This is a genomic window from Pinirhizobacter sp. (genome assembly GCF_036499745.1).
In the GTDB taxonomy this organism is placed as follows: domain Bacteria; phylum Pseudomonadota; class Gammaproteobacteria; order Xanthomonadales; family Rhodanobacteraceae; genus Pinirhizobacter.
In genome coordinates this window covers 32,146-54,933 of the sequence record NZ_DASYDG010000031.1, presented here as the reverse complement: position 1 = coordinate 54,933, position 22,788 = coordinate 32,146, and the positions used below count along the sequence as shown (strand labels likewise).

Genomic DNA, 22,788 nt, shown 5'->3' with positions numbered 1-22,788 from the left:
GAAGCGTCAAGGAAACGTGACGCAGCTTCAGCTGGAGAGTTCGCCGACCTTGCTCAGCAGATAGCGTTCGTTGCCGATGTCGGTCATCAGGCTGAACTGGGTTTCCAGCCAGTCGATGTGGTCTTCTTCCTCGGCCAGGATGTTCTTGAATAGGTCCCGGCTGACGTAATCGTGGACGCCTTCGCTGTAGGCAATGCCTTCGCGGAGGTCCTTCAGGGCGTCGTATTCCAGTTCGAGGTCGCCGCGCAGGCATTCGATGGCGTTCTCGCCGATGCGAAGCTTGGCCAGCCGCTGCAGGTTGGGCAGCCCGTCAAGGAAAAGGATGCGTTCAATCACCCTGTCCGCATGCTTCATTTCCTCGATCGATTCCTTGTATTCATGATCTGCCAGCTCCTTGTAGCCCCAGTCCTTGAACATGCGGTAGTGCAGGAAATACTGGTTGATTGCGGTCAGTTCGTTGTAGAGCACCTTGTTGAGGAACTCGATGACCTTTGCGTCGCCTTTCATGGCCGTCTCCCTGGGTAGCTGCGTGCGCGGATGCGTGGACAGCGGCCACTATACCCAAGGCAAAAACGCCTTGAAGAAACGCAAATGGGGATGGTTCGCGCTTGCGCGCGTGCTAGCGCGAGGTCAGGCGACCTGGACGAAGGCGGGCAGGGCCGTGGCGTGTTCGTCGATGGCACGGGACAGCACCTTGCGGGCTTCCGATTCGCAGCACCCACAGCAGTCCGAGCAGCCGGTGCGGGCCTGCAGATCGGAAAAGCCACGCACGCCGTCGGCGACTTCACGGCGGATGTCGTGGGTGGTGACGGCGTTGCACAGGCAGATGTACATGGGGCGGTATTTGAACGCGAATGCGAACGATTGTCAACTACGCGGGGGACTGCCCGGTGCGACGTTCAGGAGCGGGGCAGGTTGCCGATTTCGACGCAGCAGGCGGTTTCGACCAGGGGTGCGAACTGGCGCAGGGCCCTTTCGTAGACTTCCCGCTTGAAATTCACCACGTTGGCCGCCGGATACCAGAAATCCACCCAGCGCCACTGGTCGAATTCAGGCTTCTCGCAGGCGTTCAGGCACAGAGCGTCTTCGCTTCCGGTGAGACGCAGCAGGAACCAGACCTGCTTCTGGCCGATGCAGGTGGGGCGCTGGTGGTGGCGAACGAAGCGGTTAGGCAGCTTGTAGCGCAGCCAGCCCCGGGTGGCGCCCAGCACTTCCACGTGGTGCGCGGCAAGGCCGGTTTCTTCCTCGAGCTCCCGATACATCGCTTCCAGCGGCGTTTCATCGCTACGCATCCCGCCCTGCGGGAACTGCCAGCCGTCGCGGTTGACGCGGCGTGCCCAAAACAGCCGCCCATCCTGGTTGAGCAGGACAATGCCAACATTGGGCCGGTAACCATCTGCGTCGATCATCGGGCCTCCTTCGCCGCCCGGTAGGCATATCGCCTGCCTCGCGGTCGATTCAACCACAGCGCACAAAGCTGCGGCAAGGCAAGGCTTGTGCCGTACCTGCCTGACGAATTAAACTGCGCGGCCCTCGCGTCCAGCTCGCGGGGGTTCGAAGGGTCATGTGGCTAGGTAGCTCAGCTGGTTAGAGCGCGGCACTCATAATGCTGAGGTCGGCGGTTCGAGCCCGCCTCTAGCCACCATTCCTTCTTCCCGATGGATTCCACGGGGATCCAGAAAGAATCACGAAACCGCGCCGTTGCGCGGTTTTTTGTTGTTTGCAGGTCGCCTGACGTCCGATCCTGTCCCAGCAAGACGCGCCCTTTCGGGTGGTACCGCAGGTGGTGGCGCGCAATGGGAAACCCAGGGAAAAGGCTTACCGCCTTTCGGCGGGCAAGAGCCTGTACCTGCAGGTGATGCCGACCGGCGCCAAATACTGGCGCCTGAAGTACAGGATCGCTTCCGAGCGCTTCTTCAACGTGGGGCGACGTGAGGACGTGGGAAAGCCATTACTTTTGACCAACGTGCAAACGGCTGCTCCAAGTAGCGATACGAGGCCCATCCAATCAGCAGACTCGCTGCAACGAAAGCCGCGAGCGAGACGGCTTGTGTCGCAAGCGGCATTTCAGGCCCAAGGCGGCGCCACACTCGAGCCATCATTGATGTCACAAAAATGTGCGACAAGCCAATGGAGAACGACCAGTTGCCGATCGCGACCAGCGCGGCGGGTGGGGTGATTCGACTGCTCGCCTCCAACTGGACGAGTGAAAGAACAACAAGAATCGACACTATCCCGAGTATGGCGACGCGCCCAGGATGGTGCCCGTAGCTCGGATCCAGGATGGATGATCCCATCGCCGCGGTTGCCAGGATGATGGCGGCGACGCAGATTGCAGGTAAGGCAAGCGACGAAGGCAGACAACGCCAGTACTTGCCCAACATGATTCCAACAATGAATTCGAGCGTGAATGGGCTCGCCAGTAGGTTGAGCCACGCGGGCCAAGCATCCGTCGCGTATATGTTCAACGCCATGGTCACAGCGGCCCAACCACCGAGGCACAAGGTATGGTGGCGTCTAGGGACGATCCACAAAGCCAAGGCCGCTATCAGGTAAAAATAGGCCTCATGGACGAGTGTCCAGCCGACCATCAGGATGGGCAGCTCTCCCTGTGGCCACAATAGGGCCGATGACAGGACCCTCGGTAGGTCGACGACCGTGTTGAATGTTGCGGGCGCTAGAACAGCCGGAACTATGAGAAGAGCGGTGTAAAGCCAGTAGGGTGGAAGGATGCGGCTACAACGCGACCACAAGAATCGAAGACCATCCCGGTAACCGCCACGCATTGCTTGGACACTAAGCGCAGTTACAAAGCCCGACATGACGAAGAACAGATTGACGGCGGCAAAGCCAACCCACGTCCAGGACGGCAATAGGGTTCGACCGGGAAGGACAAGCTCTTCCGTCCCGCGGAAATGCGAGAACACCACAGTTAGCGCCGCGATTGCACGAAGGGCCTGGATAGAAAGGAGGCGCCTTTTGCCTGCGGCAGGCGCCCCTTGCTTTGCGTTCGAGATGACTTCCACTTGCCGTCCATGGCCAGGTAGCGGGCCTGGAGCATCCCACCGACAAATCTTGGAGGGTGGGTGATTCAGACCAATTGCTAGGTGACTCGCTCACGTCCATCCGAGCTAATGCAACACGATGAGCCTTCCGCGCTCGGATGGTGTCGACCTGCCCCCGCGCCGATGTCCAGGTCGAGGGTATCCTGCGGAGGCGTGATTCTGAGTGAGGCCGCAGCGATCAACTGTGCACGCGTTAGTTCCGCGAGCGCAATCGGATCAGTCTCAGAATTGCGTGGCTCTGTGCTCCATGCAGCCGGAGTGTTCGAGGTCAACGAACCAGCTCTTACTAGTCCGGGTCCGGGAACCGAATGACTGGCCGGTGCGCTTCGAATCCTACGACGTCTCCGCATAACGCGTGCGAAAATGGGCTTCGCGCTTGCCTGCGGCGCCATATGGTGGGATAGTTTAGCCACATGGCGGAGGCTCTCCTATGTCCTACACACCTGAAATGACCCCTTCCATCTTCACTTATATGGGCGAAGTCCTCGGGATCCGTCTCACCTCGGAGAGTGATGCATTCAAAGCCGTCACGAAGGGGATTGCGACCAGGAACTACCTTGCCATCTCGAAGGTCTTGAGTTTTCCAATTGATCTGGTTGGACCTGAGACCACCATCCGGCGCCGGGTGGCCAAGAAGGAAACTTTCAACGAAAGCGAGTCTGAGAAGATTGTGCGCGTCGCTCGGGTGTACGCGGAGGCTGTGGAGCTTTTTGGTGATCGCCAAATGGCCATTGATTGGTTCAAGCGACCGGCCGAGTATGTACGTGGATCGGCGCCGATCACTCCCATGGCGTTAGCCGCGACAGACGCCGGGGCGCGCATCGTTGAGTCGCATATACGCCGTACCGCGAACGGTATCTATTGATGCGGTTGTGGCGTATTTCGGCCTTCCCCGGCCTCACTGGGGAGGGAGGTCTCTACGATGACGGCCGATGGCACACCAAGGGCCGCCGCATCGTTTACACCGCTGAACATCCAGCGCTGGCCATGATCGAGACCCTGGCCCATATGCGTCTGCCGCTAACGGACATTCCGCTAACGCTGCAACTTATCCGTATCGAGGTTCTGGACGATGCTGCCATCGATCCACAGCCGAACATGCCGTCCGGCTGGCAGGCGAATGACGTGACGACGCGAGCTATCGGCGACGGCTGGCTTAAGTCGAAGTCATCGTTGCTTCTGCCAGTGCCATCGTCGCTGATCGCGGATGCCACCAACTACCTGGTTAACCCCGATCATCCACAGCGGGCTACCTGCCTCGTCGAATCGAAGCCAGAACCGTTCTGGTTCGACAAGCGATATCTCAGATGAACGAATCTCGAGCCACCTGAGAGCATCCGCCCTGACCTTCGGCGGCGCACAACAGATCCAGATCGGGAACTGCCTCCGCCGGCTTGCGACGCAGAACGGCGCTCGGGGAGGGCTGGTTTCGGCTTTATGGAGCCAGCCAGCGGAGGAGGGTCGGGAAAAAGGTCCGGCAATCAAGCCGTTAACGACCTGTGGTATGTCGGCTGAAGTCGTCTGACTGCGCGCTAGCGCGGTTTTTTGTCGTGTGCTCACTCCCCGGCCGGAACCAGCATCAATTTGAATCCAGGCGCGGCGGCAACTTTCATTGTTCACACCTACCCTATAGGAGCCCCGCCTTCGTTTCTGTACGTGGGGCTCGAATCGACTCGTCAGAAACAGCCGACGGGGATGGCGGAGAGGCCGCCGCAGGTAGAATGTCCGCCATGCACATCTTCAAAGTATTCACCCTCGAGGCGGCCCACCGCCTGCCCAATGTCCCCGAAGGGCACAAGTGCGCCCGCCTGCATGGCCATTCCTTCCGGGTCGAACTGCACGTGGAAGGCCCGGTGGACACGCACACCGGCTGGGTCATGGATTTCGCGGACATAAAATCGGCTTTCGCGCCGCTTTACGACCAACTCGACCATCACTATCTCAACGACATTGAGGGGCTGGAGAATCCCACCAGTGAGAACCTGGCCCGATGGATCTTCCAGCGCCTGCGACCCGCGCTGCCGGGGCTTGACCAGGTGGTGGTGCACGAAACCTGCACCTCGGGGGCCTCTTTCCGCGCTTCGGATGCTGCGTCGCACTAGGAAATAGTCATAAGGCCCATGTCCTGAGGATGCGTGCCCGGTCACGTCCTGGGGCATCCTGTCGCAGCGTCGTAGCTTGTTACGCCAAATCGCTCGCTGATATACTTTCTCGGATCGAAACCGTGGCCCGTCGTTGACTCGGTGGCGCCTAGTGCGAAACCGTCACGGGAACCATCGCGTGCTTAACAATCTTTCCGTCGGTCGTCGTCTGGCCTTGCGCCTGTTCATGTGGCAGGTTGCCGTGGCGGCGCTGGTGGGCCTCGCATTCCTCGGGTTGGGCTGGCGCTATGCACTGGCCGCCTCGTTGAGTGCGCTGCTGGTCGCTTTGGGCAACGCGCTTATGGCAGCGCGAACCTTCAGCGGCATGGGTGGCGGAGCGGTCATGTTGGGGCGCCTTATCGCGGGAACGATCCTTAAATGGGTCGTCATCGTCGGTGGGCTGCTGCTGGTTCTGGTTCATTGGAAGCTGCCGCCGTTGGCCGCCCTGGCAGGTCTGGCGGCTGCATTCGCGGTAAATCTGCTCGCATTCAGATTCAAGGGTTGAGGCATGGCAAGTGAACCGCAGGGCGGTCTGACCGAATACATCCAGCATCACCTTGAGCATCTGGTGGTGACCACACGTCCGGGCGCAGGCTCCTTCTGGGACGTGCGCCTGGATTCAATCGTGGTTTCGCTCGTACTCGGTGCACTCTTCTGCCTGTGGTTCTGGCTGCTGGCGCGCAAGGCGAGTTCCGGCGTGCCCTCGAAGGCGCAGGCACTGGTCGAGATCATCGTCGAGTTCGTCGATACCCAGGTCAAGGATACGTTCCACGGCGACCGCCGCACGATCACGCCGCTGGCGCTGTCGATCTTCATGTGGGTGTTCTTCATGAACGCGATGGACCTGCTGCCGGTGGATCTTGCCGGCTGGCTGGTTACGACCTTCCGCGGCCATGAAGTGGCCCATCACACGTATTTCCGCATGGTTCCCACTGCTGACGTGAACACGACGATCGGCCTGGCCCTGGCGGTGTTCTTCATCGTGCTGGCGCACGGCATCAAGGCGAAGGGCGGTGCCGGCTTCGGCAAGGAACTGCTCACCGCACCGTTCCAGTCCGAGGGCACGGTAATGAAAATCGTGCTTTCGCCGTTCAACCTGCTGCTGAACCTCGTCGAATACCTGTCCAAGCCGGTATCGCTGGCGATGCGACTTTTCGGCAACATGTACGGCGGCGAGCTGGTCTTCATGCTGATCGCCGGTTTGATGATCAGCTGGATCGGTTTCGTGCCGGGTGTCCTGTTCAACACGGGCTGGGCCATTTTCCACATCCTGATCATCGCGCTGCAGGCCTACATCTTCATGATGCTGACCATCGTCTATATCGCGATGGCGCGCGAGCACCACTGAGCAAGGCAGTACCCGTCAACTGCAGCACGATTTACCACTCACTTTTTGTTTCGTTTCGTTCTAGCCAACCCGCTATCGCATCGTAGGAGAGCACCATGGAATTCATCGCACACGTGCAGGCCCTGACGGCCATCGCCATCGGCATCATCATCGGCCTCGGTGCCCTGGGCGCCTGCCTCGGTATCGGCATCATGGGCTCGAAGTTCCTCGAAGCCGCTGCACGCCAGCCGGAACTGGTTCCGCTGCTGCAGGGCCGTATGTTCCTGCTGGCCGGCCTGATCGACGCCGCGTTCATCATCGGCCTGGCCATCGCACTTCTGCTGGCGTTCTCCAACCCGCTGCTGGGCATGCTCAAGACCGCCGCGGGCGGTTGATCCAGCGGGTTCATGCCACCGCAGCGGGCTTGCCCGTTGCGGTGGCCGCATCGTTAATGCGTTTCGGGAGATATCGGTAAGATCATGAATATCAACATGACCTTCCTGGGCCAGATGCTATCGTTCGCGATACTGGTCTGGTTTACCACCAAGTTCATCTGGCCCCAGATCAACGGCGCCATCGAAGAACGTCAAAAAAAGGTTGCCGACGGCCTGGACGCGGCTGAACGCGCGCGCTCGGAACTCAAGGACGCCGATGCCCGGGTTGCCGTCGAGATCAAGCAGGCGCGCCTGCAGTCGTCCGAGATCATCGACAAGGCCCAGCAACAGGCCAACCAGATCATCGACAAGGCCCGTGTGGATGCCATCGAAGAGATCAATCGCCTGAAGGCCGCGGCCCAGGACGACATCGCCTCGATGGCCCAGAAGGCCCGCGAGCAGCTGCGCGCGCAGGTGAGCCAGTTGGCCATCCGCGGTGCGGAGAAGATCGTCCAGCGTGAAATCGATCCGGCCTCGCACAAGGCCATGCTCGATCAGCTCGCGGCCGAGATCTGACCATGGCCCAGGCGCTCACCCTCGCCCGTCCCTACGCACGTGCGGCTTTCGAGATCGCGCATGCGGAGGGCAAGCTTGCCGACTGGTCCGGGGCCCTGGCGTTCGCGGCCGCCGTTTCCGGCGACGCCCGAGTGCACGACCTGCTGAACGACCCGCGCGTGCAGACGGCGCAGCTTGTTGCCCTGCACCTGCCATCGGGCATGGACGCCAGTGCGCCGTTTGGCTCGTTCCTGGCAGCCCTGGCCGACCAGCGTCGCCTGTCGCTGCTGCCGGAAGTCGAGGAGCTCTTCGACGAGATGAAGCGTGAGTCTGAACACACCTTGCTGGTCAAGGTGACCAGCGCGCTGGCGCTCGATGCCGCCCAGGCCGAAACGCTCAAGGCATCGCTCAAGCGTCGCTTCAAGCGCGAGATCGAAATCCAGGCGCATGTCGATGCCGCGCTGCTCGGCGGCGTGGTGATCGATACCGGCGAGGAAGTGATCGACGGTTCAGCGCGCGGCCGTCTGGCGCGCCTGGCCACGGCGCTGACGCACTGAACCCAGTTTCAAATTCCAGGAAACGACCATGTCCAGTACCACCCTGAACCCGTCCGAGATCAGTGAGCTGATCAAGACCCGCATCGAGCAGTTCAAGCTCGGCTCGGAAGCCCGCAACGAAGGCACTGTCATCAGCGTCTCCGACGGCATCGTGCGCATCCACGGCCTGGCCGACGTGATGCAGGGCGAAATGATCGAATTGCCGGGCAACGTGTTCGCCCTGGCAATGAACCTTGAGCGCGACTCCGTCGGCGCCGTGGTGCTGGGTGAATACCAGGCGATCCGCGAAGGCGATACCGCCAAGACCACCGGCCGCATCCTCGAAGTGCCGGTCGGCCCGGGCCTGCTCGGCCGCGTGGTTGACGCGCTCGGCAATCCGATCGACGGCAAGGGCCCGATCGAGGCCGCCGGTACCAGCGCGATCGAGAAGGTCGCCCCTGGCGTGATCTGGCGCAAATCGGTCGACCAGCCGATGCAGACGGGTTACAAGTCCATCGACGCCATGATCCCGATCGGCCGCGGCCAGCGCGAACTGATCATCGGTGACCGCCAGACGGGCAAGACCGCCGTCGCCATCGACGCGATCATCAACCAGAAAGACTCCGGCATTAAGTGCATCTACGTCGCCATCGGCCAGAAGCGCAGCTCGATCGCCAACGTGGTGCGCAAGCTGGAAGAGAACAATGCCCTGGCCCACACCATCATCGTGGTGGCCTCGGCGTCCGAATCGGCCGCCCTGCAGTACGTGGCGCCGTATTCCGGTTGCGCCATGGGTGAGTACTTCCGCGACCGCGGCGAAGACGCACTCATCATTTATGACGATCTTTCCAAGCAGGCCGTGGCCTACCGCCAGATCTCGCTGCTGCTCAAGCGTCCGCCGGGCCGCGAAGCCTACCCGGGTGACGTCTTCTATCTCCACTCGCGTCTGCTCGAGCGCGCTTCGCGCGTCAGCGAGGAATATGTCGAGAAGATGACCAACGGCGAAGTGAAGGGCAAGACCGGCTCGCTCACCGCGCTGCCGATCATCGAGACCCAGGCCGGCGACGTCTCGGCGTTCGTGCCGACCAACGTGATCTCCATCACCGACGGCCAGATCTTCCTGGAAACCGACCTTTTCAACGCTGGCATCCGCCCGGCCGTGAACGCCGGTATCTCGGTGTCGCGTGTCGGTGGCGCGGCCCAGACCAAGATCGTCAAGAAGCTCTCCGGTGGCATCAAGCTGTCGCTGGCCCAGTTCCGTGAACTGGCAGCCTTCGCGCAGTTCGCCTCCGACCTCGACGCTGCCACCCGCGCCCAGCTCGACCGTGGCCAGCGCGTGACGGAACTGATGAAGCAGGCGCAGTATTCGCCGCTTTCCATTGCCGAGCTCGGCGTGTCGGTGTTCGCGGCCGAGAAGGGCTACCTCGACGACCTGCCGGTCAACAAGGTGCTGCCGTTCGAGAAGGGCCTGCATGCCTTCATGCGCCAGAACCACGGCGAACTGATGAGCAAGATCGAGAAAACCGGCGACTGGAACAACGACATCGAGGCCACCTTCAAGGCCGCGGCGGACGAGTTCAAGAAGACCGGTAGCTGGTAACTGATGCACCGCCGGCGGGTTCGCCCGCCGGCGCGGTAAACCAACAAGACGGAAGAGCACATGGCCAGCGGTCGCGAAATCAAAACCAAGATCAAGAGCACGCAGAACATGCGTAAGGTCACGCGCGCGCTCGAAATGGTCTCGGCCTCGAAGATCCGCAAGGCGCAAGACCTGATGAAGGCCTCGCGTCCCTACGCGAAGGCCATGCGCAAGGTGATAGCGCATGTGGCCCAGGCCAACACCGATTTCCCGCATCCGTTCCTCACCGAGCGGTCGTCGGTCGGCAACATCGCCATCATCGTGGTCTCCACCGACCGAGGGCTTGCCGGTGGCCTCAACTCCAACCTGTTCCGCCGCACGCTTGCCACCATCAGTGAATGGCAGGCCCAGGGCGCCGGTGTCGACATCGTCGCCGTCGGCCAGAAGGCCATCCAGTTCTTCCGTCGCATCAAGGGCGTGAACCTGATCGGCACCGCCGCGCACCTTGGCGAGAAGCCGCGGGTGGAAGACCTGATCGGCGTGATCAAGGTCGTGCTCGATGCCTACACGGCCAAGCGCCTGGACCGCGTCCTGCTGGTGTACAACAGCTTCGTCAACACCATCGTGCAGAAGCCGACGGTGGAAACCCTGTTGCCGCTCACCGTCGTGGCCAAGGAACTGGTGGCCCACGATTCGGGCGTCAAGACCGAACAGTCGCACGACTGGGAATACATCTACGAGCCCGATGCGCGCACGGTGCTCGAGCACCTCCTGGGCCGTTACATCGAATCCATCGTCTACCAGGCGGCGCTGGAGAACCTTGCCAGCGAGCACGCCGCCCGCATGGTGGCCATGAAGGCCGCCTCCGACAACGCCAACAAGGTCATCGACGAGCTCACCCTCGTCTACAACAAGGCGCGCCAGGCGGCGATCACGCAGGAAATTTCCGAAATCGTCGGCGGCGCCGCGGCGGTCTAAGGCAACACATCCATAGGCGACGCCACGGCGGCGCCGACACGTACACACAAAGATCCATCCGGAGCAGATCCATGAGCCAGGGCAAAGTTGTACAGATCATCGGCGCGGTCGTCGACGTCGAATTCCCGCGCGACCAGGTGCCGAAGATTTACGACGCACTGAAGATCGACGGCACCGATATCACGCTGGAAGTACAGCAGCAGCTGGGCGACGGCGTCGTCCGTACCATTGCGCTGGGTTCCACCGATGGCCTGCGCCGTAACCTCGTAGCCCGCAATACCGGTGAAGGCATCAAGGTGCCGGTCGGCGCAGCCACGCTCGGCCGCATCATGGATGTGCTCGGCAACCCGATCGACGAAGCCGGTCCGATCGGCGAGAAGGAAACCTGGGTGATCCATCGCGCCGCCCCGTCGTATGACGACCAGGCAGCCGCCAGCGAGTTGCTGGAAACCGGCATCAAGGTGATCGACCTGATGTGCCCGTTCGCCAAGGGCGGCAAGGTCGGGCTGTTCGGCGGTGCCGGCGTGGGGAAGACGGTCAACATGATGGAGCTGATCAACAACATCGCCAAGGCGCACTCGGGTCTTTCCGTGTTCGCAGGCGTCGGTGAGCGTACCCGCGAGGGCAACGACTTCTACCACGAGATGAAAGACTCCAACGTCCTGGACAAGGTCGCGATGGTGTACGGCCAGATGAACGAGCCGCCGGGCAACCGCCTGCGCGTGGCGCTCACCGGCCTCACCATGGCCGAGTACTTCCGCGACGAGAAGGACGAAACCGGCAAGGGCAAGGACGTGTTGCTGTTCGTCGACAACATCTACCGCTACACGCTGGCCGGTACCGAAGTGTCGGCGCTGCTGGGCCGCATGCCCTCCGCCGTGGGCTACCAGCCCACCCTGGCCGAAGAAATGGGCGTGCTGCAGGAACGCATCACCTCCACCAAGACCGGCTCGATCACATCGATCCAGGCGGTATACGTGCCCGCGGATGACCTTACCGACCCGTCGCCGGCCACCACGTTCGCGCATCTGGACGCCACGGTTACCTTGAGCCGCAGCATTGCATCGCTGGGTATCTACCCGGCGGTGGATCCGCTCGATTCCACCAGCCGCCAGCTGGACCCGGCCGTGATCGGTCAGGAGCACTACGACGTGGCCCGCAAGGTGCAGGGCACGCTGCAGCGCTACAAGGAACTGAAGGACATCATCGCCATCCTGGGCATGGACGAACTGTCCCAGGACGACAAGGAATCGGTGTCCCGCGCCCGAAAGATCGAGCGTTTCTTCTCCCAGCCGTTCCACGTGGCCGAAGTGTTCACCGGTTCGCCGGGCAAGTACGTGCCGCTGAAGGAAACCATCCGCGGCTTCAAGATGATCGTCGAGGGCGAAGTGGATCACTTGCCCGAGCAGGCTTTCTACATGGTCGGCGGCATCGACGAGGCCATCAAGAAGGCCGAGGACATGGGTGCGAAGAAGGCGGCCTAAAGCCCCCTCTTAGCTTCCATCCTCCTTAACGCAACGAATCAGGACTCCCCATGCATACCATCCGTGTCGACATCGTCAGTGCCGAAGCCGAGGAATTCTCCGGCGACGCTACCCTGGTGGTGGCCACCGGTGAGATGGGCGAGTTGGGCATAGCCCCGCGCCATGCACCGCTGGTGACTCGCCTGAAGCCGGGTTTCGTCGAAGTGGTGCTGGCCTCGGGCGAGCGTCAGTCGTTCTACGTCAACGGCGGCTTCCTCGAAGTGCAGCCGCAGGTGGTGACGGTGCTGGCCGATACAGCCATCCGTGCCACCGACCTCGACGAAGCGGCCGCGCAGGCCGCCAAGAAGGACGCCGAGCAGGCCCTGGCCAACCGAGGCGACACGCTTGATGTCAGCGCCGCCCAGGCCAAGCTTGCCGAGGCCCTGGCCCAGCTGCAGGCGCTGGAGCGCATGCGAAAGATGGTCCGCCACTAAGCCCTCGTTCGAGTAACACCAGGAAGCCGGCCTTTGGGCCGGCTTTTTTCTTCATGCCGCGACAACCTGCCTGCTGTCTACAATGGCAGTCTGATGATTGCAGCCCACGGCCTGATCCGATGAAAGCACGCTATAGCCGCCCCTTATGGATACTGGGCGTACTGGTTGTGCTCGTCATCGCCGGCCGCCTTGCGTTGCCGTATGTGGTGCTTAACTACCTCAATGGCCGCATGCAGACGATGGGCGCGTATCGCGGCCACATCGGCGACATCGACATCCACCTGTGGCGGGGTGCGTACACCATCAACGGGCTGGTCATCGAGAAGGTCGACGGAAAGGTTCCGGTCCACTTCTTCAATGCCCCCCACACCGATACCGCTGTCAGCTGGAAGGCCCTGCGCCACGGCGTGGTGCGCGCGAAAATCGATTTCTACAATGCTGAACTGAATTTCGTCGATGGCCGCGGCGGCGGCGAATCGCAGACCGGCAAAGGCGTGGACTGGCGCGAGCAGATCAAGCACCTGGCGCCCATCCGCCTGGACGAGATCAACGTGCACGACAGCACGGTAACGTTCCGTAACTTCGTCTCGAGCCCCCGGGTAGATCTCAAGGCCACCGACGTCAACGGCACGCTTGAGAACTTGAGCAACGCATCGAGGGCGAACGGCACGGTGGTGGCCACCGCGGACATCAAGGCCAACATCCTGGGCGAGGCACCATTGACGGTGAAAGCAAGCTTCGACCCGCTGCAGACGTGGGGTGATTTCAAATACGAGCTCACCGTCAGGGACATTGTGCTTACCAAGGCCAACGATCTTGCCCGCGCCTACGCCGGGCTTGATTTCGCCGCTGGCAAGGGCGACTTCGTGATGGAGCTTGAATCCCACGACAAGAACCTTTCCGGTTACGCCAAGCCACTCTTCCATGACGTGCAGATCTTCAGCTGGAAGCAGGATGTGGAGCAAGACCACAAGAATCCGCTGCGGATAGCCTGGGAAGCCACGGCCCAAGGGCTGTCGTGGATCTTCAAGAACCACGACAAGGACCTGCTGGCCACCCGGGTGGCCATCAGCGGACGACTTGACCAGAAGAATGTGAGCACCTGGGACGCCATTACCGGCATTTTGCGGAATGCGTTCGTCAAGGCGTATTCGCCGACTCTGGAAAACCTCAAGCCCGACCCCGAAAAGAAGTAGGTCGCCGAGCCTATTGGCTTCCGGGGCCGCCTCGTCCAAAGTGGCGCCCAATCCTCTCGCCGAGCCTCCCATGTCCCAACACCCGGTCCACGTCCTGATCCTCGCCGCCGGCGAAGGCAAGCGCATGAAATCGGCACGCGCCAAGGTGCTGATGCCACTGGCCGGGCGGCCGCTGTTGGCCCACGTGGTGGACACCGCCCGGGCCCTTGGCGCCGCGGGCATTCACGTGGTGTATGGACACAAGGGCGAGCAGGTGCGCGAGGCCTTTGCAGGCAACGACGACATCCACTGGATCGAGCAGCGCGAGCGCCTGGGCACGGGACACGCCGTTCGCACGGCGCTGGCCGAGATGCCTGCCGACATCCGCGTGCTGGTGCTCTACGGCGATGTCCCCCTGGTTCATGCCAATACCTTGCAGGGCATGATCGACGCCGAAGTCGGTATCGCCATGCTGGCCACGCGCGTGGCCGATCCGCGTGGCTATGGCCGTGTACTGCGCGATGGCAATGGCAAGGTCAAGGCCGTGGTCGAGGAACGTGACGCGGATGATACGCAGCGCAAGATCGACCTGATAAACACCGGCATGCTTATCGCCGATGGCCCCAGCCTGCGCACATGGTGCGAGCGCCTGACCAACGACAACAAGCAGGGCGAGTACTACCTCACCGACGTCTTCGCCATGGCCAACAAGGAAGGGCAGGCGGCGCTTTGTATAGAGTGCGCCGAATACGAAGCGGCGGGCGCGAATGATCCCTGGCAGCTGGCCGAACTCGAAGCATTCCACCGCCAGTCGGCGGCGAAGGCGCTGATGATCGCAGGCGTGCGCGTGGTCGACCCGGCACGACTGGATATCCGTGGCAAGGTCAATGCCGGCCGCGATGTGGAAATCGACGCCAATGTGGTACTGGAGGGCAGCGTGGAACTGGGTGACGAGGTGCGGGTGGGGCCGTTCTGCCGCCTGCGCAACGTATCCCTGGCGGCGGGCACCGTGGTACATGCGCATTGTGATCTCGATGGCGTGGTCACCCGCGGACCGTGCCTGATTGGTCCCTTCGCGCGCCTGCGCCCGGGCACCGAACTTGCCGCCAACGTGCACGTGGGCAACTTCGTGGAAGTGAAGAAGTCCGCCATCGGTGAGGGCTCGAAGGTGAACCATCTTTCCTATATCGGCGACACGGTGATCGGTCGCCGTACCAACATCGGGGCCGGCACCATCACCTGCAACTACGACGGGGTGAACAAGTTCACAACGTCGATCGGCGACGATGTGTTCGTGGGTTCGAATAGTGCACTAGTGGCACCAGTGACCCTGCATGACGGATCCACCATCGGCGCGGGGTCTGTGGTCAACAAGGATGCGCCGCCTGGCGAACTGACGGTGGCCCGTGCGCGCCAGGCGACCATTCAGGGGTGGAAACGTCCTGTCAAACGCTAGGTAGGCACGCGCGAGGATGGGTAAGCCACTGCCCCACCAACCGCTTCACGCGTGCCTCGCCATCGAGCAGTTGGCCGGCGATGGCCCTGGCGGATTGGCGAAATGATGCTTCGTGGAGCACGCGGTGTACCGCTGCGGCGATATGCGTGGGCCGGGCATGGGCAAACCGCAGGCGCACACCGGCGCCGTTGACTTCCACGCGTTGTGCGATCAAGGGCTGATCGTCGCGTATGGGCGCGACGACCAGTGGCCGGCCATGGGCAAGGGCTTCAGCGACAGTGTTATGACCGCCGTGGCATAACACGGCATCCATGTTGCCAAGGAGCGCCAGCTGGTCGACGTGACGAGCTAGCGTGACATTCGGCGCATGGCGTTTGCCGAGGGATCCGGTCGGGTCGACGATGGTCCAGTGTATCGATGCCGGCCCTTCCTGCGCGGCAAGCCATGTTGCTTCCAGGAAGCGGATGGATGCCTCTTCGCTTACCGTGCCCATGCTTACCAGTACGTGGTGGTGGCCCGCTATCGGATCTTCCACGCCTGCAACGTTGGCGGTCGCGCGATGCGCCAGGAGGCAGCCCACTGCGTGTACAAGCAAGCCCTCAGGTATCTCGCCCATCAATGCCGGACAGCTGGGCATCACGGTGCCCTGCGGAGAGAACAGTGGATCAGCAGGGATCGAGTCGACTCCAAGCCTGCCCGCGAGCTCGCGGGTGGTCTGGATCATCCAGCGGCGCACAGGCGCGTGCATGTCGCCATGCGTGACCAGTTCGCCGGGGCTGCTGGCAAGCGTGAGCCATGGCACGCCACGCTGCTGCGCCCGGATGCCAGCGCCAATGGCTTGCTGGTCCACCAACATCGCGTCGGGTGCGAAAGTATCCATGGCATTGGCGACGGCGATGTCCATGCCCAGTGCCAGCGGTACCAGTGCATGATTCCATAGTGTCTGTAGCGCTGCCATGCCATGCATGCCGCCCGGTCTATCGGGCGTGGGGGGAAGCGGCCCTGTCGGGAAGATGCGGCCGGGCACACCAAGCTCCCGAAGCAAAGGCGCGTGCCCGGCCCAGGCAACCTCGTGGCCCTCGCCATGCAGGACAGCGGCGACACCGGCGGCCGGATTGACATGTCCCCTCCACGGCGGGACCACCAGCAGTACACGGCTCAAGGCCGGGTAACCGCTGCGCAGCGCGGGTCGTGCCGCACCAGGAATTGCGTGATCAGCTCGCCGACCTGGCGTGGCGCATCGAAAAGTAGGAGATGTCCTGCGCCAGGGATGGTCTCGTGGCTGAAATTCTCCCGATCGCCCATGGCGGCCAACGTGCGCGCTTTCACGCCGACCGTGCTCGCTTCGCCATATATCCCGAGGATCGGCATGGTAAGGACATCGAGCATGGCGCCATCGACAAGCCGGCTTGCCCCCAAGTCGCGGAACATCGTCGTGTCCTCAAGCACCCTGATGGCGGCCTTCGCACGGCGTTGATGCCGGGTACCCAGGCCGTCGGAAAGTGCGAATTTCCTGTGCGTGTCGGTCTCGTCCAGGCCATGTGCCAGGCCCTCAAGCATCTGGGTGCGCCATCGCAGGGTAGGAGGCTCGCCTTCGAGCAGGATCAGGGATGCAGCGCGCCCGGGGTAGTGGACGGCGAAGTCGACAATCACGCTGGCTCCGTACGAGTTACCTACCAGGTGCACTGCGTCGGTGATGCCCGCGGCGGCAAGGATATCGGCGAGGTCGGCGCTCGCCTGTTGCAAAGTGAGCGTTCGCGGCAAGTAGCCCGTGCGCCCATGAGCGCGCCGGTCGTACATGAGGTTGGTGGTGCCTATGCACGCAAGTGGCCAGTGCAGCGAAAGGTAGAAACTGGCAAAACTGTCCGCGACGGCGCCGTGCACCATGACCACCACGGGGCGGCCGGATTCGGGCTTGGTGCGTTCGCCGGTGTTGTCGGCAATGATTACATGGTGCTCAATACCTTGTGCCTTGACATACATGGTCAGGCCCCGGCTGCGCGAATTGCCGAGGCCACGTAACGCGCAATGTCGCCGAGCGAGAAGCGCGCGATGGCATCGAATTCGAGGCGTGAACAATGCTCGGCAAGGTTCACCCGCGCGTCGTAACGCGTCCATAGCTCTGCGGAAAGTTGTGCCAGGTCGATGCTGTCCAGCCCAAGGCCATCCTGCAGCTCCAGATTGGGATCAATCGGTATGTCGATGTCATAGTCGGCGGTAAGTTCACGCAGGATCACCACGACGGTCTCGAGCGCCGCCATTTCGTCGATCGACAAAGTGAGTGGAGTGGTCATGGTTTTGGTCCTTGAAGAGATGGCTGATGCTCGAAGGATGTCAAGAGACGGCAAGTGCGCGCGGGTGTGGGGCTAGCGCGAAAGGATCGACGCCGACATGAGTTGTCCAAAGCGCCAGGAGAGCGCGTTGCAGGCTTTCAAGGCCGGGGCGCGAATGGTGTGCAGCGGGCACGGCGACATGTGGCATTCCGTCGAGAGTGTCGGCCACCATGGCGCACAGTGCGCCGCTGCCCAATTCGACAAAAACGCGGTAGTCATCTGCGTGCATGGCACGGACAAGCCTGAGAAAATTCACCGGTTCGACGAAATGCCGGCGAAGCAGTTGCGAGCAGCCGGATCTTTCGGCGGGAAATGGTGTTGCGGAAACGCACGACCACACTTCAGAGTTGGGTGGCCGGGCCTCCAGCTCGAGGAAACCAAGCATGGCATCTACGTGCGGCGCAAACGCCGGCACATGGAATCCGGAACGTACGGCCAGTTCCTGGGTGATTACACCTTTCGACTGGAGTATTTCCCGAAGGCGCCCGATGTCCTCGATGGGCCCACAAGCGACCGATTGCGAAGGGGAGTTCTCGTGCGAAACGGCAACATCCGCCATGCGTTGCGTGGTCGCAAGGATCTCGCGCAGGACATTGGCATTGATGGCTGCTGCGAGGTAGACAAGATTGGGCAGCGGTAGCCCGGCACGGCGATAGTCGAGCAGTGGCGCAACGTTGACGAACCCACCGGTAACGGTAAGCGCAGCCCATTCACCACAGCTGAGCCCGGCCCTTCCGTCCGGACGAACACCCAACTGACGCATGGCGTGGTCCAGCAGGATGCCGCTTTCCATCGATTGGCGCGACCTTGCCAGCGTGTCGCCAGGGTCGATGCCTGGCTGCGGTGGCGGCGGACCGGCGAAATGACGTGACACGTCATCCAGGTTCGGCAGCGGACGATTGTCCACGCCGGGGAAGAGGAAGGCGCATTTGCCGCTTGCGATGTGCTTGCCGCGAGGTTGGAACCAGATGCCGCGCGGGCCGGCATGGGGCACGCCTCGGGCGACGATGCGCGATGCCACCGCCAGGCGCTCTGGTGTTGGATCGACCAGCGCCAGTCGATGTTCCCCCAGGGGAGTGTCCAGCGATGGCCCCTGGAGGACGCATCGGGCGAGTGTCCCGATGTCGTCCGCCGCATGGAGCGAGAATGCTGGCGCATTGAATCCGGACGCGTGTCCGGGCGAGGGTGAAGCAGGTGCACGGGGCGCGGAATGAATGCTCATGTGTGTCGATCGAATACGTCGTTACTCGACGCACTGACACGTTATCGACGCAGGTGCACTTGCTCCATAAGCCCCGGCAAGTACGTCCGGTGAGCGTCTCACTTTCCCGAGGGTAGGATTTTCCGACGCATCGCGAGGGCGCTCGCCGCGTGTATCGGCTACGCGGTACTGGCCGCTGCGTAGCGCCACCCGTCGATTTCCAGAAGCAGGTCAGCTCTGCAGATGTCGCCGTGCAACAGCAGCAACGGCACACCTGGCAATCGCCTGAGGAGTGCCTGGTGAATGAGCGCAGCATGTTCGCCATGGCGAACATACACTTTCAACGGACTGCGGCTGTCGAAGCCCTCGGGCAATCCGCCGCTGGCGAGCAGGGCATCGAGATTGCGCAGGGTTTCATCCAGTTGGGCCAGCACTTCGCCTTCATGCGCAGTGGCGTGGCCGATCACCGATGCAGTGCCGGAAATCGCCAGGGCATCGCCGGTACAAAGCACGGTGGCGCGGCTGAAGGTCGGCGGCGTGCGACCATACTGGCGGGGATACTCCCAGGCACTGACCTGCCGCGGGTTCTCCACCCGGCGCCCGGGAGAGGGCCCGGCCAGCAGGTACACCTGCAACAGGTGCTCACCGGCGTGGTGGCCGATCGCCGTCGCCGCCGGGAAACCGCTGGCGAACCAGTCGCCCATGCCTTCCGCGCGGCCATGGCAGAAATGCTTGTAGCGTTCGTCGTCGCCCTCGCCGCGGTTGATCCCGCCCAGGTAGTTCCACAGCCGCTGCACATGGCGCTCGGGCTGCTGGCCAAGGAACCGGGAAAGCGTGCCATAGGCATGCCGTGCCGCACCTTCCGGACCACCCTGGATACGTTCGTCTGCTTCCAGCGCACAGAACAGCCAGCCGCCGCCCCGCGACCAGCGCAAGTCGCCTTCACGGCCCGAGGTGACTTCGCCATCGACGGTCCATATCTCGGTGGCGTCGCCGGCGAGCGGCGCCAGGGCGACGTCCAGTACCCGCGCATCTTCTTGCGCACAGGGGGCGCCGTGGAAACGGAAAGCCGCCAGCACATTGGCGGCGAGGGTAGGGGAAGATTGATAGGAAACCTGTGGTGCCCGCGATGCAGTTAACTGATTCGCGTGCAGTTTTTCACAACCCTGAACCATGGTTCGATCCGGCTTCATCCAGTCGCTATGGTACACTCCGCGACCGCTGCCGCCGGGGGGGGCAGGATTTCATGGGTATCGGAAGGAAGCATGGCAGAGCAGACGGCAGCGCAGAGCGAATTGGCCACCCTGGTAGTGACCAGTCTCAACCTGGAAGACACCCAACCGGACCAGATCGATCCGGACGCTCCCCTGTTTGGCGGCGACCTGGGCCTGGACTCCATCGACGCGCTGGAAATCGCCCTGGCCGTATCGAAGCGCTATGGATTCCAGCTGCGCTCGGACAACCCGGACAACAAGCGCATCTTCACCAGCCTGCGCACCCTGTCCGAGCATATCGAACAGCATCGCGCCAGCTGAACCGATGCCACCGGTGGGCGCCCGGCATGCCGGCCCGCGCCTTAACATGGACGTGCCGATGAATCCGACCCAGACCACCCGCCATGGCTCCCGCCGTTTGATGCTGCCCCTCGTGGTGGCTTATCCGGTGCTGGCCATCTCCGGCGCGGTATGGCACCGCCCGGCCCTGTCGCTGGCGGCACTGTTGGTACTGCTCACCGTCATCGCGTTGCCGATGCTCGGCGCGGGCAAGCGGCGCGCCTGGGCGGCGTGGCTTGTCGGCGCTGCGGTGATCATCGGCACCGGTGTGCTTGGGGTGGGCCCGATCCTTCTTTCGTGCGTACCTGTATTGATCAACCTGGCCCTGTCCTGGGTGTTCGGGCGTACCCTGCTGGCTGGCCGCATTCCTTTGATCGCCCGGATCATTGCATCGGTGGAAAGCCCGGCACGACTGGAAGAGCCGGGTATCGCACCCTACGCGCGTAACCTCACGCGATTCTGGGCCTGTTTCCTGGCGATCCAGGCCATGCTGCTGGCGGTTCTGCTGGGTTGCGCCGTACCCGGCGGCATTCTTTTCGACCTGGGTATTACCCCGCCCTTCGCTGTGCCGGCTGCCTGGGCCATGGGCTACGCCCATGCGGGCGCCTACGTGATGATCGCCGTCACGTTTGCAGCCGAACACGTGTTCCGCCAGTACCACCTGCGCCATGTATCGCATCCGGGTTTTCGCGAGTTGGTGATGAAGGTAGCGGTACGCTGGCCCAAACTCGTTCGCGGACAGGGGCTGGATCATTGAACCCGGTACACGCGTTCACCATCGACGCCGGCCATCCGGCGTTTGCCGGGCATTTCCCCGGTCATCCGATCGCGCCGGGTGTGTTGCTTCTGCAGCACGTGGCCGACGCGCTGCGCGCCGTCGCCGGCGAACGCATGACGGGTGTCCCGGAAGCGAAGTTCATCCAGCCTCTTCTGCCGGGTGAATCAGCCTCGGTAACGCTCGCAGGCGGCGAGGGCCGCTGGAAATTCACGGTGGCCCGCGGCAGCGATGTGCTGGTCCGTGGCAGCGTTACCGGAAGCGCGGCATGAGCGCGCAATGGCGTGAGCAGCGCGAGGGCGGTGGTCGCTTCGCGCTATGGCTGATCCGTTTCATCTCGCTGCATTTCGGGCGGGGTTTCGGCCGCATCTGGCTACATCCGATCGCGATCTACTACTTCCTTCGCCGCGGACCCGAGCGCCGCGCCTCGCGCCAGTACCTGGAGCGCGTCACCGGTATGCCGGTCAGCCACGCCCAGGTCATCCACCACATTCATTGTTTTGCGGCCACGCTGCTGGATCGAATCTTCCTGCTGGCCCATGGCGATCGCGATTTCGACATCGAAGTCGAGGGCCTGGCCCTGCTGGACCAGACCTTAGCCAAAGGCAACGGCGTGCTGTTGGTCGGTTCGCACCAGGGCAGCTTCGAGGCCTTGCGCGCGATCAGCCAGCGCCGGCCCGACGTGCCGTTGCGCGTGGTGCTGGACAAGCAAAAAACACCGGCGATGACGCAACTTCTCGAGGCGCTGGCACCCCAGGTGGGCGCCAGGGTCATCGATGCTTCGCGCGACGGAACCTCGATCGCCCTGGCCATGGCCGAGGCAACCTCCAAGGGCGAGATGGTGGCCTTGCTGGCCGACCGTGCCCGCCCCGGTGAACACTGCCGGCACGTTGAATTCCTTGGCCGGCGCGCGCCGTTCCCGGTGGGCCCCTGGCTGATGGCGTCGGTGCTGCAGGTGCCGGTGGTACTGTGCTTCGGCCTGTACATGGGTGGCAACCGCTACAAGCTCATCTTCGAGACCATGGCCGACCGCGTGCAGATCCCTCGCGCCGGTCGCGCCCGGGCCCTCGACCAGCTGATTTCCCGCTACGCGCAGCGATTGGAGCACTATGCCCATGTGGCGCCTTACAACTGGTTCAACTTCTACGATTTCTGGCATGACGATGGCCCTCATGCTGGCATGGACCACATCCAGCCCAGCAGCGCCGGCGCATGATGCGAATGCGTTGATCGCATCGCTGGGCCGTCCGGCACCGGCGCGCACGAGTTTCGCCGAGGCGCGTTTTTCCAGCGTGTTGGATAAGCCCCTGGTGTCGTCGGGCGAACTGGCCTGGCTGGGCCAGGACAAGCTCGAGCGGCGCGTGGATGCCCCGCGCAAGGAAACGGCGACCATCGCCGATGATAAGGTCACGCAGACCCGCGAAGGCAAGAGCCCGCGAAGCTTTTCGCTGTCCCGCGCACCGCAGCTGAAGGTGTTGCTCGACAGTTTCGTCGCCTTGCTCGGTGGCGATGCATCACGCCTGGCCGAGGCTTTCACCGTTCAGCTCAACCGCGATGGCGAACACTGGTCGCTGGCACTCACGCCCACCGATGCCAAGGTCGCGAAGCAGATTTCCCGCATCGTGGTGGATGGCCTTGGCAACGAGCCGCGCTGCATGCGCATGGAAGAAGGCGATGGCGACGTGGCCATCGACCTGCTCGGTCCACTGGCAGCGAAGATGCCCGCCGAACCCACGCGCGATGGCCTGGTGGCTTTATGCGCCGGCACCGCGCCGTGATGGTC

General features: G+C 62.7%; 29 protein-coding genes and 1 tRNA gene. 20 read left to right on the top strand and 10 right to left on the bottom strand.

Features of this window, described 5'->3' with window-relative positions; translation table 11 throughout:
* Positions 1-27: 27 nt before the first annotated feature.
* The 3 genes from bfr to VGM61_RS11735 form a co-directional block, all read right to left on the bottom strand.
* On the bottom strand, positions 28-507 hold the full coding sequence (gene bfr, locus VGM61_RS11745) for a bacterioferritin (RefSeq protein WP_331523004.1): 480 nt from the start codon (positions 505-507) through the stop codon (positions 28-30).
* 123 nt (positions 508-630) lie between these two features.
* On the bottom strand, positions 631-834 hold the full coding sequence (locus VGM61_RS11740; protein ID WP_331523003.1) for a (2Fe-2S)-binding protein: 204 nt from the start codon (positions 832-834) through the stop codon (positions 631-633).
* A 65-nt stretch (positions 835-899) separates the two neighbouring features.
* On the bottom strand, positions 900-1,409 hold the full coding sequence (locus tag VGM61_RS11735; RefSeq protein ID WP_331523002.1) for an RNA pyrophosphohydrolase: 510 nt from the start codon (positions 1,407-1,409) through the stop codon (positions 900-902).
* Between the two features lie 159 nt (positions 1,410-1,568).
* On the opposite strand from VGM61_RS11735, the gene VGM61_RS11730 reads away from it, so the two are divergent.
* A tRNA-Met gene (locus VGM61_RS11730) sits at positions 1,569-1,645 on the top strand.
* Positions 1,646-1,916: 271 nt separating this feature from the next.
* Here VGM61_RS11730 and VGM61_RS11725 read toward each other — a convergent pair.
* The gene (locus tag VGM61_RS11725; protein WP_331523001.1) at positions 1,917-3,026 is read right to left on the bottom strand and encodes an acyltransferase; all 1,110 of its coding nucleotides are present in this window, start codon (positions 3,024-3,026) and stop codon (positions 1,917-1,919) included.
* A gap of 77 nt (positions 3,027-3,103) precedes the next feature.
* Positions 3,104-3,415, bottom strand: coding sequence for a tail fiber assembly protein (locus VGM61_RS19540; protein WP_414694865.1), 312 nt, complete (start codon positions 3,413-3,415; stop codon positions 3,104-3,106).
* Between the two features lie 80 nt (positions 3,416-3,495).
* Between VGM61_RS19540 and VGM61_RS11720 the strand changes: the two genes are divergently transcribed.
* From VGM61_RS11720 to glmU, 14 genes are all read left to right on the top strand, one after another.
* Entirely contained in the window at positions 3,496-3,930 is a 435-nt protein-coding gene (locus VGM61_RS11720) for a hypothetical protein (RefSeq protein ID WP_331523000.1), read from the top strand.
* Positions 3,930-4,376 (top strand): RES family NAD+ phosphorylase, encoded by a 447-nt coding sequence (locus tag VGM61_RS11715; protein ID WP_331522999.1) that lies wholly within the window; start codon positions 3,930-3,932, stop codon positions 4,374-4,376. Before VGM61_RS11720 ends, VGM61_RS11715 begins: the two co-directional genes overlap by 1 nt.
* A gap of 410 nt (positions 4,377-4,786) precedes the next feature.
* Positions 4,787-5,167 carry a 6-carboxytetrahydropterin synthase QueD gene (gene queD, locus VGM61_RS11710; RefSeq protein WP_331522998.1) on the top strand — a complete coding sequence of 127 codons (381 nt, stop codon included), beginning with the start codon at positions 4,787-4,789 and terminating at the stop codon, positions 5,165-5,167.
* Positions 5,168-5,345: 178 nt separating this feature from the next.
* Positions 5,346-5,711, top strand: a complete 366-nt coding sequence (locus VGM61_RS11705; protein WP_331522997.1) for a hypothetical protein — start codon at positions 5,346-5,348, stop codon at positions 5,709-5,711.
* Between the two features lie 3 nt (positions 5,712-5,714).
* A complete protein-coding gene (gene atpB, locus VGM61_RS11700; RefSeq protein WP_331522996.1) occupies positions 5,715-6,554 on the top strand; it encodes a F0F1 ATP synthase subunit A in 840 nt (279 codons plus the stop codon).
* 95 nt (positions 6,555-6,649) lie between these two features.
* Entirely contained in the window at positions 6,650-6,928 is a 279-nt protein-coding gene (gene atpE, locus VGM61_RS11695) for a F0F1 ATP synthase subunit C (RefSeq protein ID WP_331522995.1), read from the top strand.
* Positions 6,929-7,012: 84 nt separating this feature from the next.
* The gene (locus VGM61_RS11690) at positions 7,013-7,483 is read left to right on the top strand and encodes a F0F1 ATP synthase subunit B (RefSeq protein ID WP_331522994.1); all 471 of its coding nucleotides are present in this window, start codon (positions 7,013-7,015) and stop codon (positions 7,481-7,483) included.
* Positions 7,484-7,485: 2 nt separating this feature from the next.
* A complete protein-coding gene (locus VGM61_RS11685; RefSeq protein WP_331522993.1) occupies positions 7,486-8,019 on the top strand; it encodes a F0F1 ATP synthase subunit delta in 534 nt (177 codons plus the stop codon).
* A gap of 28 nt (positions 8,020-8,047) precedes the next feature.
* Positions 8,048-9,598, top strand: coding sequence for a F0F1 ATP synthase subunit alpha (gene atpA, locus VGM61_RS11680; RefSeq protein WP_331522992.1), 1,551 nt, complete (start codon positions 8,048-8,050; stop codon positions 9,596-9,598).
* A 60-nt stretch (positions 9,599-9,658) separates the two neighbouring features.
* Positions 9,659-10,555, top strand: a complete 897-nt coding sequence (gene atpG / locus VGM61_RS11675; protein WP_331522991.1) for a F0F1 ATP synthase subunit gamma — start codon at positions 9,659-9,661, stop codon at positions 10,553-10,555.
* 71 nt (positions 10,556-10,626) lie between these two features.
* Positions 10,627-12,039, top strand: coding sequence for a F0F1 ATP synthase subunit beta (atpD, locus tag VGM61_RS11670; RefSeq protein WP_331522990.1), 1,413 nt, complete (start codon positions 10,627-10,629; stop codon positions 12,037-12,039).
* Between the two features lie 50 nt (positions 12,040-12,089).
* Positions 12,090-12,512 carry a F0F1 ATP synthase subunit epsilon gene (locus VGM61_RS11665; RefSeq protein ID WP_250626529.1) on the top strand — a complete coding sequence of 141 codons (423 nt, stop codon included), beginning with the start codon at positions 12,090-12,092 and terminating at the stop codon, positions 12,510-12,512.
* 119 nt (positions 12,513-12,631) lie between these two features.
* The gene (locus VGM61_RS11660; RefSeq protein WP_331522988.1) at positions 12,632-13,708 is read left to right on the top strand and encodes a DUF748 domain-containing protein; all 1,077 of its coding nucleotides are present in this window, start codon (positions 12,632-12,634) and stop codon (positions 13,706-13,708) included.
* A 70-nt stretch (positions 13,709-13,778) separates the two neighbouring features.
* Positions 13,779-15,143, top strand: coding sequence for a bifunctional UDP-N-acetylglucosamine diphosphorylase/glucosamine-1-phosphate N-acetyltransferase GlmU (gene glmU, locus VGM61_RS11655; protein ID WP_331522987.1), 1,365 nt, complete (start codon positions 13,779-13,781; stop codon positions 15,141-15,143).
* Here the strand turns inward: glmU and VGM61_RS11650 are convergent.
* The 5 genes from VGM61_RS11650 to VGM61_RS11630 form a co-directional block, all read right to left on the bottom strand.
* Positions 15,133-16,305 (bottom strand): glycosyltransferase, encoded by a 1,173-nt coding sequence (locus tag VGM61_RS11650; RefSeq protein WP_331522986.1) that lies wholly within the window; start codon positions 16,303-16,305, stop codon positions 15,133-15,135. The genes glmU and VGM61_RS11650 overlap by 11 nt on opposite strands.
* Positions 16,302-17,126: an alpha/beta hydrolase gene (locus tag VGM61_RS11645; protein WP_331522985.1), complete on the bottom strand. Its 825-nt coding sequence runs from the start codon at positions 17,124-17,126 to the stop codon at positions 16,302-16,304. The genes VGM61_RS11650 and VGM61_RS11645 overlap by 4 nt, the downstream gene beginning before the upstream one ends.
* Before the next feature lie 2 nt (positions 17,127-17,128).
* Positions 17,129-17,437: a hypothetical protein gene (locus tag VGM61_RS11640; protein WP_331522984.1), complete on the bottom strand. Its 309-nt coding sequence runs from the start codon at positions 17,435-17,437 to the stop codon at positions 17,129-17,131.
* 40 nt (positions 17,438-17,477) lie between these two features.
* Positions 17,478-18,698, bottom strand: a complete 1,221-nt coding sequence (locus VGM61_RS11635; protein WP_331522982.1) for an acyltransferase domain-containing protein — start codon at positions 18,696-18,698, stop codon at positions 17,478-17,480.
* Positions 18,699-18,856: 158 nt separating this feature from the next.
* On the bottom strand, positions 18,857-19,852 hold the full coding sequence (locus VGM61_RS11630; protein ID WP_331522981.1) for a pteridine-dependent deoxygenase: 996 nt from the start codon (positions 19,850-19,852) through the stop codon (positions 18,857-18,859).
* Between the two features lie 90 nt (positions 19,853-19,942).
* On the opposite strand from VGM61_RS11630, the gene VGM61_RS11625 reads away from it, so the two are divergent.
* The 5 genes from VGM61_RS11625 to VGM61_RS11605 are packed head-to-tail and all read left to right on the top strand — an operon-like array spanning position 19,943 to position 22,783.
* A complete protein-coding gene (locus tag VGM61_RS11625) occupies positions 19,943-20,212 on the top strand; it encodes a phosphopantetheine-binding protein (protein ID WP_331522980.1) in 270 nt (89 codons plus the stop codon).
* Between the two features lie 58 nt (positions 20,213-20,270).
* Positions 20,271-20,987 (top strand): xanthomonadin biosynthesis protein, encoded by a 717-nt coding sequence (locus VGM61_RS11620; RefSeq protein WP_331522979.1) that lies wholly within the window; start codon positions 20,271-20,273, stop codon positions 20,985-20,987.
* Positions 20,984-21,277, top strand: coding sequence for a hydroxymyristoyl-ACP dehydratase (locus VGM61_RS11615; RefSeq protein WP_331522978.1), 294 nt, complete (start codon positions 20,984-20,986; stop codon positions 21,275-21,277). The genes VGM61_RS11620 and VGM61_RS11615 overlap by 4 nt, the downstream gene beginning before the upstream one ends.
* A complete protein-coding gene (locus tag VGM61_RS11610) occupies positions 21,274-22,221 on the top strand; it encodes an acyltransferase (protein ID WP_331522977.1) in 948 nt (315 codons plus the stop codon). Before VGM61_RS11615 ends, VGM61_RS11610 begins: the two co-directional genes overlap by 4 nt.
* A complete protein-coding gene (locus VGM61_RS11605; RefSeq protein WP_331522976.1) occupies positions 22,163-22,783 on the top strand; it encodes a LolA-related protein in 621 nt (206 codons plus the stop codon). Before VGM61_RS11610 ends, VGM61_RS11605 begins: the two co-directional genes overlap by 59 nt.
* Positions 22,784-22,788: the final 5 nt, after the last annotated feature.